At 65.0% G+C, this 15837-nt stretch carries 13 protein-coding genes and 1 pseudogene; 5 read left to right on the forward strand and 9 right to left on the reverse strand.

The window, feature by feature from the left end; genetic code table 11:
- Positions 1 to 131 precede the first annotated feature (131 nt).
- A pseudogene (locus tag HLH48_RS18295) lies at positions 132 to 629 on the reverse strand (winged helix-turn-helix domain-containing protein); the annotation flags it as partial.
- 164 nt (positions 630 to 793) lie between these two features.
- Complete coding sequence (locus HLH48_RS18300; protein ID WP_246387508.1) at positions 794 to 1762, reverse strand: mitochondrial fission ELM1 family protein; 969 nt, start codon at positions 1760 to 1762, stop codon at positions 794 to 796.
- Positions 1763 to 1855: 93 nt separating this feature from the next.
- Here HLH48_RS18300 and HLH48_RS18305 point away from each other — a divergent pair, with 93 nt between their 5' ends.
- Together HLH48_RS18305 and HLH48_RS18310 are read left to right on the forward strand one after the other, a co-directional pair.
- Positions 1856 to 3040: a DEAD/DEAH box helicase gene (locus tag HLH48_RS18305; protein ID WP_182998922.1), complete on the forward strand. Its 1185-nt coding sequence runs from the start codon at positions 1856 to 1858 to the stop codon at positions 3038 to 3040.
- Positions 3041 to 3220: 180 nt separating this feature from the next.
- The gene (locus HLH48_RS18310; protein ID WP_182998923.1) at positions 3221 to 4252 is read left to right on the forward strand and encodes a M14 family metallopeptidase; all 1032 of its coding nucleotides are present in this window, start codon (positions 3221 to 3223) and stop codon (positions 4250 to 4252) included.
- 33 nt (positions 4253 to 4285) lie between these two features.
- Here the strand turns inward: HLH48_RS18310 and HLH48_RS18315 are convergent, their stop codons facing one another.
- From HLH48_RS18315 to HLH48_RS18340, 6 genes are all read right to left on the reverse strand, one after another.
- Entirely contained in the window at positions 4286 to 5437 is a 1152-nt protein-coding gene (locus tag HLH48_RS18315; protein WP_182998924.1) for a lactonase family protein, read from the reverse strand.
- A gap of 83 nt (positions 5438 to 5520) precedes the next feature.
- Complete coding sequence (locus HLH48_RS18320) at positions 5521 to 6948, reverse strand: cytochrome c (RefSeq protein WP_182998925.1); 1428 nt, start codon at positions 6946 to 6948, stop codon at positions 5521 to 5523.
- Positions 6945 to 8603 carry a GMC family oxidoreductase gene (locus tag HLH48_RS18325; RefSeq protein ID WP_182998926.1) on the reverse strand — a complete coding sequence of 553 codons (1659 nt, stop codon included), beginning with the start codon at positions 8601 to 8603 and terminating at the stop codon, positions 6945 to 6947. The genes HLH48_RS18320 and HLH48_RS18325 overlap by 4 nt, the downstream gene beginning before the upstream one ends.
- A gap of 3 nt (positions 8604 to 8606) precedes the next feature.
- Positions 8607 to 9293, reverse strand: coding sequence for a sorbitol dehydrogenase family protein (locus HLH48_RS18330; RefSeq protein WP_246387503.1), 687 nt, complete (start codon positions 9291 to 9293; stop codon positions 8607 to 8609).
- Between the two features lie 80 nt (positions 9294 to 9373).
- A complete protein-coding gene (locus HLH48_RS18335; protein ID WP_182998927.1) occupies positions 9374 to 10000 on the reverse strand; it encodes a GlcG/HbpS family heme-binding protein in 627 nt (208 codons plus the stop codon).
- A gap of 125 nt (positions 10001 to 10125) precedes the next feature.
- Positions 10126 to 10269, reverse strand: coding sequence for a hypothetical protein (locus tag HLH48_RS18340; RefSeq protein WP_182998928.1), 144 nt, complete (start codon positions 10267 to 10269; stop codon positions 10126 to 10128).
- A gap of 327 nt (positions 10270 to 10596) precedes the next feature.
- On the opposite strand from HLH48_RS18340, the gene HLH48_RS18345 reads away from it, so the two are divergent.
- Genes HLH48_RS18345 through HLH48_RS18355 form a run of 3 tightly spaced genes read left to right on the forward strand, consistent with a single transcriptional unit; the run spans position 10597 to position 14410 of the window.
- The gene (locus tag HLH48_RS18345) at positions 10597 to 11295 is read left to right on the forward strand and encodes a gluconate 2-dehydrogenase subunit 3 family protein (RefSeq protein WP_246387505.1); all 699 of its coding nucleotides are present in this window, start codon (positions 10597 to 10599) and stop codon (positions 11293 to 11295) included.
- A gap of 14 nt (positions 11296 to 11309) precedes the next feature.
- On the forward strand, positions 11310 to 13088 hold the full coding sequence (locus tag HLH48_RS18350) for a GMC family oxidoreductase (protein ID WP_182998930.1): 1779 nt from the start codon (positions 11310 to 11312) through the stop codon (positions 13086 to 13088).
- Positions 13085 to 14410 carry a c-type cytochrome gene (locus tag HLH48_RS18355; protein ID WP_182998931.1) on the forward strand — a complete coding sequence of 442 codons (1326 nt, stop codon included), beginning with the start codon at positions 13085 to 13087 and terminating at the stop codon, positions 14408 to 14410. Before HLH48_RS18350 ends, HLH48_RS18355 begins: the two co-directional genes overlap by 4 nt.
- A 107-nt stretch (positions 14411 to 14517) precedes the next feature.
- On the opposite strand, the gene glyA is transcribed toward HLH48_RS18355, so the two are convergent.
- Complete coding sequence (gene glyA, locus HLH48_RS18360; RefSeq protein WP_182998932.1) at positions 14518 to 15816, reverse strand: serine hydroxymethyltransferase; 1299 nt, start codon at positions 15814 to 15816, stop codon at positions 14518 to 14520.
- Between the last annotated feature and the right edge of the window lie 21 nt (positions 15817 to 15837).

Here is a 15837-nt window from a genome sequence, read left to right on the forward strand (position 1 = left end):
AGACCGCAGCCAGAACACGGGTGCGAAGATCCACGGACAGAGCTTTCGACATGACCGCCGGCCTCCCGTCCGGCCATCATGATGAATCATAAATACGCCCGCTTGGGTACCCCTGACGACTCATTCAGAATGAATTCCGCTCTAAAAATGTCCTGTGCCTCGGGATTTTGGGCATAATGCCGAGGGCGGGCTGTCAGAAGGCGAAAACCCTCGCGGCGAACGATCCGGCTCATTCGGGATTCAGACAGGCTGACGCCGTGCTGTTCATGAAGCCATGCGCAAAGATCGCGCAATCGCCAGCCCGTCACGCCATGGACGGCCGCAATCGATCCCTCCTCGATCCGATGCGCCAGGGCCTCCAGAACGGACGGCGTGATCCGTGGCGCAGCACCCCCGGCATGACGATCCACCAGCCCATCAGGGCCGTCGGTGTCGAACCGCACCACCCAGTCCCGCACAATCTGCCGATCCGTGCCAGCCAGGCGCGCCGCAGCCCCCCGTGAGGCTCCATCATAGATCGCCGCCAGCGCTACAAGCCGTCGAGACTGACCAGCGTGTTTCGTTGTCCGTGCCAGTCTACGCAAACCCGCAGCGTCGTAGTCCGCTCGTAATGACAGCGCCTTGCCCATTCCAGGTGCCTTCCGTTGACTCCGGCATCCTATGAATCACAATTCCGCGCTTCGCGGTACCCTTCATGAATCACCTCGTCAGCAGGTTGGTATAAGCCGCTCCCGCCCGGAAAACGCGTGCCGGACCGCCGGTGGCGCGCGTTTCCTGTCATGATTTCAAGTTGTTAGTCCAGACTCAGCCTTCGACGCATGGCCTCAGCCACCTCGATCGTGTCATCCAGCGGCGTCACAGGCCACGCCTCCAGCCGCCCCATAAAGCGGCGGATGCGGCCGGCACCGGCCAGTTCGCGCAGAAACAACCCAATCCGCCGTGACCGGCCCGGCAGGTCCACGATCATCACGGGCGCGGTGCTCGCCACAGCCTCGGACACCATCGAAACACTGTCCTGCGTCACCAAGACGGCATCGGCGCAGGCCAGCAGCCCCAGATACGGATTGTCCCCCCGCATGTCCCACACCCAGCCGCCCAGAGGCGCCAGCGCCTCGCGAACGATCCTGCACACGCCCTCGCTGGTCCGCCGCGACGGCGTCACAGCCACCCCGATCCCGTCGCGACCCATCATCTCTGCCAATTGCACGACCAGACGCGCCGCTACTGCTTCGTTCAACTGAAAGCGGCCATTGGATCCACCCAGCAATACGGCAACCAGCGGACGCGGCAGATGCGCCAGACGCGGCAGCCACGCCACCCGCGCCGCCGCGAGCCGCTCGGGCGAAACCCCATGCAACGCGGTTCGCGACAACAGCACATTGGGGCCGCTGATTTCATCATGCCGGTTGGCAACCACCAGATCGAACCGATCCAGCCGCAGGCGCGGATTCTGGATCTGCACCACCCGCCGCGCGCCTCCGCGCAACGCGGCGCCCACCGCGCCGCCAGTGCCGCCGACGCTGAACACCAGCCCAGCAGTCCCCACATCCAACGGATCGACGGCCCGCATCGGCGCGGGCCACCACGCGGCAGGCACACGGCCCCACAGGCTCCGTGCCCGCACAGGACAGAAAAACGGGTCCAATCCGGCACGCGTCGCCAACCCGAAGGCCTGCGACCGCATTCCGGCCAGATCCTCCGCCACCACTGCCACCGCGTGCGCCGCAGGGGCCAGGACAGACGGGGGGTCGGGGATGCTCATCGCGCCATCTGCCGCCCGACCCTCGCAGCCGTCAATGCCGTCCGACATTCGCTTTCTTCCCCCCGGCTCCCACACACGGTATCCCCTCAGAGGATGACCGACACGCTCCCCCCTGCCGATACGACCAGCACAGACGCGCCATCCTTCGCGCAACTGGGTCTGAACGCCCGGATCCTGGCCAATATCGCCCGCGCCGGCTACGCCATGCCCTCGCCGATCCAGGCCTTGGCGATCCCGCCGATCCTTGCTGGAAAGGATGTCGAAGCCCTCTCGCGCACCGGCAGCGGCAAGACCGCCGCCTTCGCCCTGCCGCTACTCCAACGGCTCCTCGCCGCTCCCCGGCCGACCACGACCGAGCAGGAAGGCGCCCCCGGCATGGTCCGGACGCTGATCCTGTCTCCGACCCGAGAACTGGCCAGCCAGACCGCATCCGCCATCCGTACCTGCGCCCATGGCTGCCAGTTGATGATCGGCCTGGCGATCGGCGGCGTGCCCAAGGACCGGCAAACTCGCGCCCTGCGTGGCGGCGCCGATATTCTGGTCGCCACCCCCGGCCGCCTCCTGGATCACCTGGCAGACAGGACGATCGGGCTGGACGCGACCACCTGTCTGGTTCTGGACGAGGCGGACAGGATGCTGGAACTCGGCTTCATCGAGGATATCCAGGCCATTGCCGAACGCCTGCCGACCCGGCACCAGACCCTGCTGTTTTCCGCGACCATGCCGCCCGCCGTCGCCACCCTGGGCCGCCGGCTGCTGCACCGTCCACTGCACATTGCCCCGCCCGAGGCCACATCTCCGCCCCCCCGCATCCGCCAGCAAGTCGCCTTCGTCGCGGCCACACGCAAGAACGCCACGCTGATCGCGCTGTTGAAGCGCGACACGCCGGACCGGGTCATGGTGTTCACCCGCACCAAACAGGCCAGCGACAGCCTGGCCCGCGCGCTGGTGTCCGCCGGCCTGCCGGCCGCGGCCCTGCATGGTGACCATGGGCAGGCACGGCGCGACCGCACGCTCGCCAGCTTCCGCCGCGGCACGCTGCGGGTATTGGTCGCCACCGACGTGATGGCACGCGGCATCGATATCGAAGATGTGATGCTGGTGGTGAATTTCGACGTCCCCGAACAGCCCGAGACCTATATCCACCGTATAGGCCGCACCGCCCGCGCCGGCCGTCGCGGCACGGCGCTGTCGCTGTGCGCGCCGGAGGAACGGCAATTGCTGCGTGAGATCGAACGGCAGACCAGTGCCAGGATAACGGCAATCGACCCCACCTGACGGCCTGCCGATCCGAGACATTCTCATAAGAATTTCTCGGACAGGACAGCCGCCATCTCGCGGCATTGCAGGTCCGGCGCGAAACTATAAAATCGTCGTCATGATCCGCCCGACCGCTCCCCTGGCGCATGACGATGGCCTGACCGGCATTTGGCCGGCGGGCGCACGGAGTCTGGCGGAATGAGTTGCGGCACAGGTTCTCGCCCCGCGTCCTCGCCCCGAGTGCGCCGCCGCCCGAAATTTCTCGAAACCCTGCCACCCGCCCCCCAGGCGTTGCCGATTTGCACCCAGGAGATCACGCCCCCCGACCTCTCCCCGTGGCTGGCCGATCATTGCGGCATCCCCGGCGTGATGCATCACGAGGCTCCCCGCCCCGGCCCCCACGTAGTGCTGACGGCCCTGATTCATGGCAACGAGTTCGCCGGCGCCATCGTTCTCGACCGGCTGCTGCGCGAGCAGGTCCGTCCGGCATGCGGGCGCCTGTCCCTGGTGTTCGCCAACCTCGCGGCCTTTGCCCGCTTCACGCCCGACAATCCGGTCGCCTCGCGCTTCGTCGAGGAAGACATGAACCGGGTCTGGAACCGCCAGTCCCTCTCCAGCCCCCGCCGTTCGACAGAACTGGATCGTGCGCGGGCGATCCTGCCGGTGATCGACACCGCCGACATCCTGATGGACCTGCATTCAATGCTCTGGCCCGGCGCGCCATTGATCCTGGCCGGCGCCACGGAGAGCGGCCGCCGCCTGTCGACGATGATCGGCGACCCGCCGCTGGTGGTCTCGGACCACGGCCATCAAGCTGGTCCCCGCCTGATCGACTACGCCCGCTTCGCAGACCCCGACAGTCCCTACGCCGCCTGCCTGCTGGAAGCCGGCGCCCACTGGGCCGCCGACACGGTCGAAACAACCGACAGCGCGGTACGCGCGTTGCTGCGGCATTGCGGTCTGCTGCCCGCCGTACCCGAGTCCCCGGTCGCCGCCAGTCGCCACCTGGTGGTAACCGATATCGTGACGGCCCAGACGCCAAGCTTCCGATTCGTCAGGCCATTCCTGGGAGGCGAGATCATCCGTCGCCAGGGCACCCTGCTCGCCCAGGACGGACCAGACGAGATCCGCACCCCCTACCCGGACTGCATGCTCGTCATGCCCAACCTTCGCCCCGGCCGTGGTCAGACCGCCGTCAGGCTGGCACAGACATCGTATCCCCGGCCCTAGACCGAACGACCCGATCCCGCAGGCTTCCCGGCCTCAACCCGCGATCCGGGCCCTCTCCAGATCCGCCCCGCCCCCCGGCAGCGGCGCATCACCGATCAGGTCGAGCCTCCGCCCGTTCCATCCCAACGTCCGCAGGCTGCGATCCATGACGCCTTGGACGAGAACCTCCCTGCCATCCGGAGAAAAAACCAGTCCCTGCGGCCACAACGTCCCGGGCGCCTGCGCGAGTATATGCAACTGCCCGTTATCCAGGCCCAGCATCGTCACCACACCACGCGGATTGTAGCGCGGCGAACGCGGCGGCAACGCCGATCCGTTCTGCGACACCACCGCGACATACCGGCCGTCCGGGGAAATATCCAACCCCTCTGGCGCATTGGGCACGGTCACCCGCCCGACCTCCCGGATCGGCGACGCCGTCAGATCGAGCACCGCGAGCGCACCCGGCAGGCCCTCGCCATGACCGAGCATGCCCATGACCGCATAATGCCCATCCGGGGTCATGCGGATGTTCCACGGCCCCGGCGCGATGTCGAGCGGAACGGGATCGACCGAAACGTCATCGCCCGCGATGTGCAGAAGATAGACCCGGTCCGCCTGCCACAGGCTCACGAGCGCGCGCTTGCCGTCCGGCAGGATCGTCAAACCGGCCGGAAAGCCGGAAACCGGCAGCACAATCACCTTGCGCTCGCCGAGCCTGCCGCCGTCGAAGCGAAACCATGTCAGCACGCCCGAGCGGCCGTCGGCGACAAGCAGATGCCGCCCGTCGGGCGTCAGGCGCATCGTGGTCGCACCGGGGGCCGAGGCCACCTGCTGGACGACCCGGGGCGTCGGCCCCGACACATCGACGACACTGATGCGATCGTCGGGCACGATCTTCCCGGTCTTCACATCCGGCCGCGACGCCGACGACACGAAAACAATCTTTCCATCATGTGTAAATTCCAGCGCCGTCGGCGGCCCGACCACGCTGGCGGCCACCTGGACGCTCGCCCGCACCCGCCATGCGCCGCTCTCTCCCCTTTCCAGGACGGACAGCGTATCGGGCAGCAGCGGTCGGGGCAGCACTTGCACGCCATCCTGAAGAATGGAGTGTCCGTCATTAGCCGACACCACAGTCTGCGCGCAGGCGGGCGCGGCGAAGGCAATCAGTGCCGTCAAGGCAAGCATCAACGGGTTGCGCATCTTTGATCCCACTTCATCGGACCATGAACCGAAGGGCCGAGACGGCCTTCCGATCGGGTCGTTTCACGTTTCCACCAATTTTTTCAAGGCTTTTTCCCGACCCGCCTCAGAACCAGCAGGGCAGCCCCGGCAAGCATCAGCACACCGGCGATCATACCCGGCACGGCAAACGCCCCCAGCCGCGCGATCAGCGGCTTCGGGCCACCGGTGCGGATCAGCGTCACCTCCTCCGCCGACACCCGCACCGCCGGATTGCCGAACTGCTGTTCGACATACGTGCTGATATCGGCAATGTCCTGATCCGACAGCGAATCGACATACGATCCGCTCCCGAAGCCGGGCATGTAGACGGTATGCCCTCCCACCTCGCGGCGCACGCCCATCAGAATGGTGGAAATCAGGTTGTCCGGCCGGGCGGCACCCACGGCGGTATTATGAAAAAGCTGCGGATAATAGCCGTCGGGGCTCCCCGTTCCCGTCGGACGATGACACGCCGCGCATTCCCCCGTGAACAGCCGCTCCCCACGGACCAGCGCCCGCGCGTCAAGCCCGCGATACGCGGCTTCCCGATCCGACGGCTTGCCGTACGTATCGCGCGGCGCCTTGTCCGCGGCGTCCGCAATGGCCGGCACCTGCTTGATATAGGCGACGATCGCCCTGATATCGTCGTCATTCAGATATTGCAGGCTATGTTCGACAGCCTCCGCCATCGGGCCGCCCGCCTGGGCCTTTCCGGGCACATCGCCGGTCTTGAGATACCGGGCCAGATCGTCATCGCTCCAGCCACCGAGGCCGCTTTTCGGGTCCGACGTGATATTCGGCGCATACCACGACGAGAGCGAGGCACCTCCCAGCGCCCTGCCGCCCATTTCGGCCATCATCACGTTGCGCGGAGTGTGACAAGTGTCGCAATGCGCCAGCGCATAAGCCAGATAATGCCCGCGATTGACCGCGACGGATTTGCCAGACTCCGGTTCGAAGCGCCTATCGTCGAGGAAGAGCGCGTTCCACACCGCCATGGTAGCGCGAATGTTGTAGGGAAACGGCAGCACCGTGCGCCGTGCCGGTGCCTCGACCGGCTTCACGTCCGTCATGAAATAGACGTACAGCGCATGAACATCCGCATCGGTCAGCTTGGTGTAGGATGTATAGGGCATCGCTGGATAAAGATGCGCACCGTCGCCGCGAATCCCCTCCCGCAGGGCGCGGCCGAACTGCGCCTCGCTATACGTCCCGATGCCAAAATCCCTGGACGGCGTAATATTGGTCGAATAGATCGCCCCGAGCGGCGAGGCGATGCCGTAGCCTCCGGCAAACGGCTTTCCACCCCCCGGCGCGGTATGGCAGGCCGCGCAATCCGCTGCCACGGCCAGATAACGCCCGCGCTCGGCGATCGGCTCATTTGCATCCACGCTCTGCGCATGGACGACGGCACGAGACAAGAGCAGCGCCACGGCGGCCAACCCGACACGGCCGGCCAGCCCCAGCCCCTTTCCGGACCATCGTCTCATACCCGTCCCTTTTCGAAATCGGCTTTTATGGAATCGGCCGCCCTCAGGCCAAGAGCCGCCATGCTCAGGGTCGTGTTGACGACGCTGGCGGACGGCATGGCTCCCCCGCCGGGCAGCCACAGATTACCGTGGTCATGGCTCCGGCAATTGCCGTCCACGACCGAATCCCTGGGGTCGGTCCCCATGATCGTACCGCCCATGATGTGATTGTTCGCGTTGTAGTCGGTGGTGATACGCAATTCCGTCCCGCCCAGAAGCCCCGCGATCTGCCGGACCTGGGTATTGACCGCATCGAGCCCGTTCCGAACATAGTCGCCCACGTCGTAATGAATATCCGGACAGGCGAGGCCAAGCGGGTCCTTGCGGGTCTTGCTCAGGGTCAGACGGTTGTCGGGGTCGGGCAGCGGTTCGAGACTGATCGACAGATCGACGCCGCACGCCGCGCGGCGGCGGATTTCATCATCCAGTTCCGTCCCCACCAGCCCGAGTTTCAGCGCCTGCTCGGTCGCTGGCGCGACCTGGCTGATATTGTTCAGGATCATCTTGTTGGCGGAATACCGGCTTCGGAAATCGCCATCTCGCGGCCCGACGATACAACTGCTCTGCGCCGGACCACGACCGAACCACAGCGGCTCGCTGGCCTGAAAGGACGCATGCACCCCCGAATGGTCCATCATGTTCCGACCGACCTGATCGGACGAATTGGCGATACCGTTCGGATTGCGCGCGTTGGCGGCCAGCAGCAGGAGCCGCGGCGTCTCGATCCCGTTGCAGGCCAGCACGAACGTCCTGCCCGACGCCTTGTGAGACCTGCGCTCCGCGTCATACCAGTGGACAGCCGTGACGCGATTGTTCTCGTCCGTATCGATCCGGTAGACCACCGCCTCGGCAATCGTCACTGCTCCCCTGGCTTCCGCGCGATCGATATGCTGGATGCCGTTATACATCGCACCGATCGGGCAGATCGGCTGGCAATTATTGTTGCCGCAACAGGCCGGCCGATCGCCGAACGGCTCCACGCTCCGCCCTTGAGGAATCGGCACCAGGTGAAAGCCATGCGGATTGACGATCTCCGCCACCCGTCGGTCGCCATAGCCGAATGGAATCATGTCGCGTGGATAGGGGCGGCTGCGCTCGCTCGGCGACTGGAGCGACACGTCATGCGGGCCGGAAACACCCATCTCCTCTTCCGCCCGGCAATAATAAGGTTCGAGATCGTTGTACGAAATCGCCCAGTCCCGGCCGACACCATAGCGCGACTTCATCTCGAAATCGACCGGCAGATGCCGCCAGCACGATGCCGCCCAATGCCACGTCGTGCCGCCGACCGTCCGCAGATAGCCCTGCTTGAACGCCGACCCGTTGGGGCCGGACAGGCCGACATAATCGTTCGGTGGAAAATAGAGCGGCGCCTGAGCCAGGGGAGATTGCGGATACAGCCCCTGAAAGTCGGAATGGAGGCGATTATGGAACGACATGTTCCGCCAGTTCTCGACATATTGCGCGCGCTTGAGGCGCAGACCGGCTTCGAGGATGACGACCGAATGCCCGGCCGACGCCAGCTCGTTCGCGATCATGCCGCCCACGACACCCGAGCCGACGACGACGACGTCGGCCGACACGTCTCCGGTCGTGGAAAATTCTGGTATAGCCACGCGTTATAGCTCCCTGTGCGGCAGCGGGGAATGAAGGGGGGAATGAGGCGGCGATTGCGGCGCGATCGTCCCCAACGGGGTGGTCTGCGGCGGCGTCCTGCTCTCGATCCCCTGTGGCACCGGCGCGGGCGGCATCGCCGGCAGGGACGCGCGCACCGGAATGCCCAGCGGCGGCGGCGGTTCCGCCCACCAGCCAGGCCGACCGAAACAATAGGTAGGCACCGGCAATCCGTCCCGCGTCGGCCGGTACATCAACGCGTCGTCATACGCCACCATCGGCGCATTCGTCCTGTCTTCGACCGAACCTGTATACCAGGCCGCAATCAACGCCAGCAGGTCGCCCTTCAGGTCGCCCGAACGCGCCAGGATCTCCTTCGGACTCCCCCCCTGCGCAACCAGGTCGAAAAGGCGGCCGATCCTGTCGCGATATTCCGGAAATGTCGCCCGCATCGCCGCGAACAGCCGGCGCGCGATGATCGGATCCAGGTCCGCATGGCCGGTGACGGCCCGCGAGACCGACAGGAAAGCCCCGTCGTCGACGGTCGCCGCGCACGCGGCATGCTCCGAAAGTCCGAAATCGCCGAGCACCACCGAAAACCCGGCCACGACCGTTCCCATCATGAGCGAACGGCGTCGCATGCCGGAATGCGAGGCCGGCTCCGCGCCGTCCACGTCACTATGTCTGTTCATGCCTCACTTTTCTCCAGGACGCATACGGGGACCACGGAAAACAAAACGATACCGAAACGGAAACAGGGGCCGGATCCCGTTCACGATCCGATGGCCGACAGGGCGGCTTCCGCCGCCTCCTCGTCCTGGGCGTTGTTGCCTCCACTCACCCCAATGGCGCCGATCAGGCGGCCATCATGCAGGATCGGCAGACCGCCCGCCGCCGGCATCGCATGCGGCAGCGCCAGTACCGCCATCTTTCCTCCGGCCAGCGCCTTTTCGAATGCGGCGGATGGGCGTTTGTAAAACACCGCGCTGACGGCTTTGCGTTCCGAAAGCTCCAGACTGGCCAGTTGCGCGTCCGCCATCCGCTCCACCAGGATCGTTCGGCCGCCCTCATCCACGACCGTCACGACGATCGACGTACCGATCGACACGGCTTTTTCCTCGGCCGCCCGCGCCATCGCCCTCGCTTGAGGTAGGGAAATGGCCACGGAGGCAGGGCTGGTATCGGTGCAAGCCGTGTTCGGCAAGCCCGCCGGATCGATCGCCGGTCCGCGCAAAATGCGACGTGGAAGGCGCAAGCCTATCTTCGCCGATACGCTTTTCAGTCGCAGCACGTGGCTCGCCTTTCGATGATATTCCGTCGCATCCAAAGCGCCCTTTGCATGACGGGCAGGCGTTTCACTAGATCGATCCAATTCACGATATTGTGAATTCGTCGCCATTCGACACGTCTCAAACGTCCGTTTCGCGCCCCGAATACCGGCCCATGGCACTCTATCGTCACGAAGAAACGTTCCCTTTGCCTACAGACCCAACCTACTGGTATTGGATGGGTCTAAAATGATTTTCACACTTCCGGCAATTCACCCATCCCGATTGGCGTCGCGTCCGGCACACGCGATACGACGATCGCCATGGTCGACGCAGGGAACTCGTCAGGGATACTTGATGACCAAAGACGCTTGCGCAACGTCGCGATGATGGGCTTCAACTCACATGTGTCATTCTTTTAGATCGATTCAGGCGAATTCCCGTGCCTGCTCGGCAACAGCCTACAACTTCACATTCTTCCACCTCATGCGTGTGATGCCACAATCTTTCCCCTGGTCGCGTCAAGCCACGAGCATCGCCGTTCAAAACAAAGAACTATTCAACGTCAAAAAAAATACAACCAAGAAACAATCAAGAAAAAGACAAAAATAGAAATGAAAAATATTTGTACAATAAAATTTCCCGAACGAAAATCGTTCCCTCCAAGGGTATAAATAATTTTTTATTTACAAACCCGCCTTTCCGACTTTCTGTAATGGAGTTCGCCATGAAAACACCGTCCTCAACCCGCCGCACCTTTATCGGAGGCCTGCTCGGATCGGCCTCCTTCTGGCTTTACAGTAATCACGAAGTCTGGGCCGACGCCCTGGCCGCGGGCCAGGCCGGTCCCTACACGCCGCGCTATTTCAACGAGGCCGAATGGCGCTTTCTCAACGCGGCGTGCGAGCGGATCTTCCCGACCGACGGACACGGGCCGGGCGCGCGCAGCCTCGGCGCCCCCGAATTCATCGATCGCCAGATGGACACGCCCTATGGCCACGGCGCGCTGTGGTACATGTCCGGGCCATTCCAGAACGCGCCAGCCAATCTCGGGTATCAGCTTTCGCTGCCGCCGCGCGAGATCTATCGGCAGGGCATTGCGGCGGCCGACGCCTATGTGCGCGACCACCACGACGGCCGCGGCTTCGCGGATCTCGATGCCGCCGATCAGACGACGGTCCTGAAAGCCCTGGAGCAGGGCGATATCGCGCTCGGCTCCGTGCCGGGCCACACGTTCTTCGAACAACTGCGGCAGAATACGCTCGAAGGCGTGTTTTCCGATCCGCTCCATGGCGGCAACAAGGGCCTTGCCGGCTGGACCCTCCTCGGCTTCCCCGGCGCGCGCGCGGACTTCATGGATTGGGTCAACCAGGACGGGGCTCCCTACCCGTTCGGTCCCGTTTCGATTTCTGGCGAAACGGCCTAAGGAATTTTCATATCATGAGTACAATGAAAACCGACGCCATCATTATCGGCGCAGGCTGGGCGGGCTCGATCCTCGCCAAGGAACTGACCGAGGCGGGCCTGTCCGTCACGATCCTGGAACGGGGCGACGACCGCGCAACGGCGACTGAAGGCGATTATCCCAGCTCCATCGACGAACTCCGGGGTGCCATCCGCCACCGCCTTTTCCAGAATCTGTCGCAGACGACAGTCACCATCCGCAATACGGTCGACCAGACAGCGGTGCCCTACCGCCGCCTCGCCGCCTTCCTTCCCGGCGAGGGCGTCGGCGGCGCCGGCCTGCACTGGTCGGGCGTCCATTTCCGCGTCGCCCCCGACGATCTCGCGCTTCGGACCAACATTATCGCCAGATACGGCAAGTCCTTCATTCCCGAAGGCATGAACCTTCAGGATTATGACGTGACGTACGAAGAACTGGAGCCGTTCTTCGACAAGGCCGAGAAAGTCTTCGGCACGTCCGGCGAGCCCCATACCATCAGGGGCAAGGTCGCCGGCAAGGGCAATCCCTTCGCGCCGGATCGTTCCGACGCCTTCCCCCTGCCCCCGATGAAGGACGTCTACTCCGCGACCCTCTTCAAGACCGCCGCCGCCAATGTCGGGTACCACCCCTATTCCCTGCCGGCGGCCAACGCCTCGGCACAATATACCAACCCCTATGGCGTGCAGATGGGCCCATGCAATTTCTGCGGATATTGCAGCGGATATGATTGCTACATGTATTCCAAGGCATCTCCCAACGTGAATATCCTGCCGGCCCTGCGTCAGGACCCGAAATTCACGCTGGTCACCAAAGCCCATGTCCTGAAGGTCAATCTCGACAGCGACGGCAGGAAGGCTACGGGCGTCACCTACCTGGACCTGCGCACCCGGCAGCAGGTCGAACTGCGCGCCGATCTCGTCATCATCAGCGCCTTCCAGTTCCACAATGTCCATCTCATGCTGCTGTCCGGCATCGGCCAGCCATACGACCCGGTGCGCAACACCGGCACGGTCGGGCGGAATTTCGTCTACCAGACGATCACGACCTCCCGCGCCTGGCTGCCCGCGAGGCACTATACCAACCAGTTCGTCGGCGCCGGCGGCGCGGGTGTCGCCATCGACGATTTCAACAGCCTGAATTTCGACCACGGCCCGCTCGGCTTCGTCGGCGGCGCACCGGTGTGGGTCAACCAGGCCGGCGTCAAGCCCATCGCCGCCGCCATCGGCGGCCCCGGCGGCAAGGCACCGACCTGGGGGGAAGGCTACAAGGACGCCTTGGTGGACACCTACCGCCATTCGCTGGCGATCGACGCGCACGGCAGCAACATGGCCTACCGCGACGTGTATCTGGATCTCGACCCCACCTACTCGGACGCCTACGGCCAACCCCTGCTCAGAATGACCTTCACGTGGAAGGACAACGACATCCGCATGAACCAGTATGTCGTAAGCAGGATCGAACCCATCATGAAGGCGATGGGTGCCACCCGCTACGCGCTGGGCACGCTGAAGGCGGGCGAACCGTTCGATACGCGGCGCTATCAGACAACCCATCTCGGCGGCGGCGCCGTCATGGGCGCCGACCCGAAGACGAGCGCCGTCAACCGCTATCTCCAGAGCTGGGACGTCCCGAACGTCTTCGTCATCGGCGCCAGCGCGTTCCCGCAAGGCATGGGGTACAATCCGACAGGCATGGTCGCCGCGCTGGCCTACTGGTCGGCCTATCACATCCGTACGACCTATCTGAAAAACCCCGGCCCCATGGTGCAGGCATGAAAATCCGCGCATTCCCGTTCGCGGCGGCCCTCGGCGCGGCGGCCCTGCTCCTGCTTGCGTCCGCCCCGCACGCCCGCGCCGATGACACCGGAGATCTGGTCGCCAGGGGCCGGTATGTCGCCGAGGCATCCGATTGCAGCGCGTGCCATACCGTCAAGGGCGGCCGCCCCTTCGCGGGCGGGCTGGCCTTCAGGCTTCCCTTCGGGTCGATCTACGCGCCCAACATCTCGCCCGACCCGATTCACGGCATCGGGGCCTATTCCGAGGCGGCGTTCTCCCGCGCCGTCCGCGAGGGCGTCCGCCGCGACGGGGCCAGCCTGTATCCCGCCATGCCGTTCCCGTCCTACGCCCGCATGAGCGACAGCGACATCCACGCGCTCTTCACCTATTTCATGAAGGGCGTACAGCCCGTCGCCAGCGCCACGCCCGCCATCTCCTGGCCCCTGTCGATGCGCTGGCCGATGTCGCTGTGGCGGGCGGCCTTCGCTCCCTCGGTCCAGTCCGCGCAAAAGGACGTCGCTCGCCCGTTCCCCGATTCCGCCATCGCACGCGGCGCCTATCTGGTCGAGGGGCCCGGCCATTGCGGCGCCTGCCATTCTCCGCGCGGCATCGCGTTGCAGGAGAAGACCCTGTCCGCCAGTAGCAGCACGCTTTTCCTGTCGGGTGGCGCCCCCGTCGACGGCTTCGTTCCGACGAGCCTGCGCCAGGACCAGCGCACCGGCCTGGCGTCCTGGTCGGAAGACGACATCGTCACGTTCCTGGCCACCGGGCGAAACCGCAAGGGCGAAGCGTTCGGCGGCATGACCGACGCCATCTCCCATGGCACGCAGCACCTCAGCGACGCCGACCTGCACGCCATCGCCCGCTATCTCCGCTTTCTAGGGCCGAACGATCCGAAGGCCACGGCATGGCAGTACGATCCGGCGGCCGCCACGTCCCTGCGGCAAGGCAACGCCACGGCACGCGGCGCCAAAGTGTATGTCGATCATTGCGCCGCCTGCCACCGCACGGACGGCGCGGGCTACGCCCCGGCCTTTCCCCCGCTTGCGGGCAACCCGGTGGTCATGAGCGACAAGCCGGATTCCCTCGTCCATGTCGTTCAGAGCGGCGCGGCACTCCCCGGCATGGCCCGCGCGCCTTCCGCATTCGTCATGCCGGCCTACGGCCAGAGGCTCAGTGCCGAGCAGATCGCGGACGTGGTGACATTCATCCGTGGGGCCTGGGGCAACAACGCATCTCCTGTCGATGCGACGAGCGTCGCCAGCCTGCAACACTCGGCTCCCCCCCCGGTCCTGAGCGAAAAACCCGTTCCGCTGAACTGAGCAATGGAAACAGGTGCCGAATCGCGGTGCCCGGCATTCAATTCAATAAAAAAACGCGCGCCGGGTCACCCCCGGCGCGCGTTCACAACTCCATTACGGCAGAAGGCTTAGCGATAGATGGGGAAGCGGGCGCAGAGCGCCTTCACTTTCTCATGCACCGCCTGCTCGGCCGCGCTCGCGCCGTCCTCCCCCTTCTCGGCCAGCGCGGTCAGGACTTCGTCGATCATCTTCCCGATCGCCCGAAATTCCTCGACCCCGAACCCGCGCGCGGTCGCGGCCGGGCTGCCCAGGCGAATCCCCGACGTCACCGCCGGCTTCTCCGGATCGAACGGCACGGCATTCTTGTTCGCCGTGATCCCGGCGCGCTCCAGCGCGCGCTCGGCGGCGCGGCCAGTCACCTTCTTGGGGCGCAGGTCGACCAGCAGCAGATGGCTGTCGGTGCCGCCGGTCACGATGTCGAAGCCACATTCCAGCAGCGTCTCGGCCAGCACCTTGGCATTGGCCGCCACCGCTTCCTGATAGGCGCGGAATTCCGGCTGCAACGCCTCGCCGAACGCCACCGCCTTGGCCGCAATGACATGCATCAGCGGTCCGCCCTGCAAGCCGGGGAACACCGCCGAATTGATCTTCTTCGCCAGGTCGGCGTCGTTGGTCAGGATCACCCCGCCACGCGGGCCGCGCAGCGTCTTGTGCGTGGTGCTGGTGGTGACGTGCGCGTACTGCACCGGCGAGGGATACAGCCCGGCCGCCACCAATCCCGCGAAATGGGCCATGTCGACCATCAGATACGCCCCGACCTCGTCCGCGATGGCGCGGAAGCGCGCGAAATCGATCACGCGAGGATAGGCCGAGCCCCCCGCCACGATCAGCTTCGGCCGCTCGGCGCGGGCCAGGCGCTCCATCTCCTCGTAATCCAGCAGGCCATCGTCCCGCCGGACGCCGTACTGCACCGCGCGGAACCATTTGCCGGAATAATTCGGCGCGGCCCCGTGCGTCAGGTGACCGCCGGCGGCCAGGCTCATGCCCAGGATGGTATCGCCGGGGCTGACCAGCGCCATGAAGGCCGCCTGGTTGGCATTGGCGCCGGAATGCGGCTGCACATTGGCGAATTCGGCGCCGAACATCGCCTTCACGCGCTCGATCGCCAGGGATTCGACCTTGTCCACCTCGACGCAGCCGCCGTAATAACGCCGGCCGGGATAGCCTTCGGCATATTTGTTGGTCAGGACGCTGCCCTGGGCTTCCAGCACCGCCTGCGAGACCATGTTCTCGCTGGCGATCAGCTCGATCCCGTCACGCTGACGTTCCAGCTCACCCGCGATCATCCCGGCCACCAACGGGTCCCGCTCGGAAAGAGGGGCACGGAAATAGGATTGCAACCCGCTCTGGCTCAAATGGTCCGACATCGTTATAATCTCCAAACGTTC

The organism is Gluconacetobacter sacchari (genome assembly GCF_014174255.1).
Classification (GTDB): Bacteria; Pseudomonadota; Alphaproteobacteria; order Acetobacterales; family Acetobacteraceae; genus Gluconacetobacter; species Gluconacetobacter sacchari.

Excerpts from the sequence above, each read along its gene's own strand:
- HLH48_RS18350 (WP_182998930.1), top strand. The coding sequence starts at position 11,310 with ATGAGTACAATGAAAACCGACGCCATCATTATCGGCGCAGGCTGGGCG.
- HLH48_RS18355 (WP_182998931.1), top strand. The coding sequence starts at position 13,085 with ATGAAAATCCGCGCATTCCCGTTCGCGGCGGCCCTCGGCGCGGCGGCC.
- HLH48_RS18305 (WP_182998922.1), top strand. The coding sequence starts at position 1,856 with ATGACCGACACGCTCCCCCCTGCCGATACGACCAGCACAGACGCGCCA.
- HLH48_RS18315 (WP_182998924.1), bottom strand. The coding sequence starts at position 5,437 with ATGCGCAACCCGTTGATGCTTGCCTTGACGGCACTGATTGCCTTCGCC.
- HLH48_RS18320 (WP_182998925.1), bottom strand. The coding sequence starts at position 6,948 with ATGAGACGATGGTCCGGAAAGGGGCTGGGGCTGGCCGGCCGTGTCGGG.
- HLH48_RS18310 (WP_182998923.1), top strand. The coding sequence starts at position 3,221 with ATGAGTTGCGGCACAGGTTCTCGCCCCGCGTCCTCGCCCCGAGTGCGC.
- HLH48_RS18330 (WP_246387503.1), bottom strand. The coding sequence starts at position 9,293 with ATGAACAGACATAGTGACGTGGACGGCGCGGAGCCGGCCTCGCATTCC.
- HLH48_RS18300 (WP_246387508.1), bottom strand. The coding sequence starts at position 1,762 with ATGAGCATCCCCGACCCCCCGTCTGTCCTGGCCCCTGCGGCGCACGCG.
- HLH48_RS18335 (WP_182998927.1), bottom strand. The coding sequence starts at position 10,000 with ATGGCGACGAATTCACAATATCGTGAATTGGATCGATCTAGTGAAACG.
- HLH48_RS18345 (WP_246387505.1), top strand. The coding sequence starts at position 10,597 with ATGAAAACACCGTCCTCAACCCGCCGCACCTTTATCGGAGGCCTGCTC.
- glyA (WP_182998932.1), bottom strand. The coding sequence starts at position 15,816 with ATGTCGGACCATTTGAGCCAGAGCGGGTTGCAATCCTATTTCCGTGCC.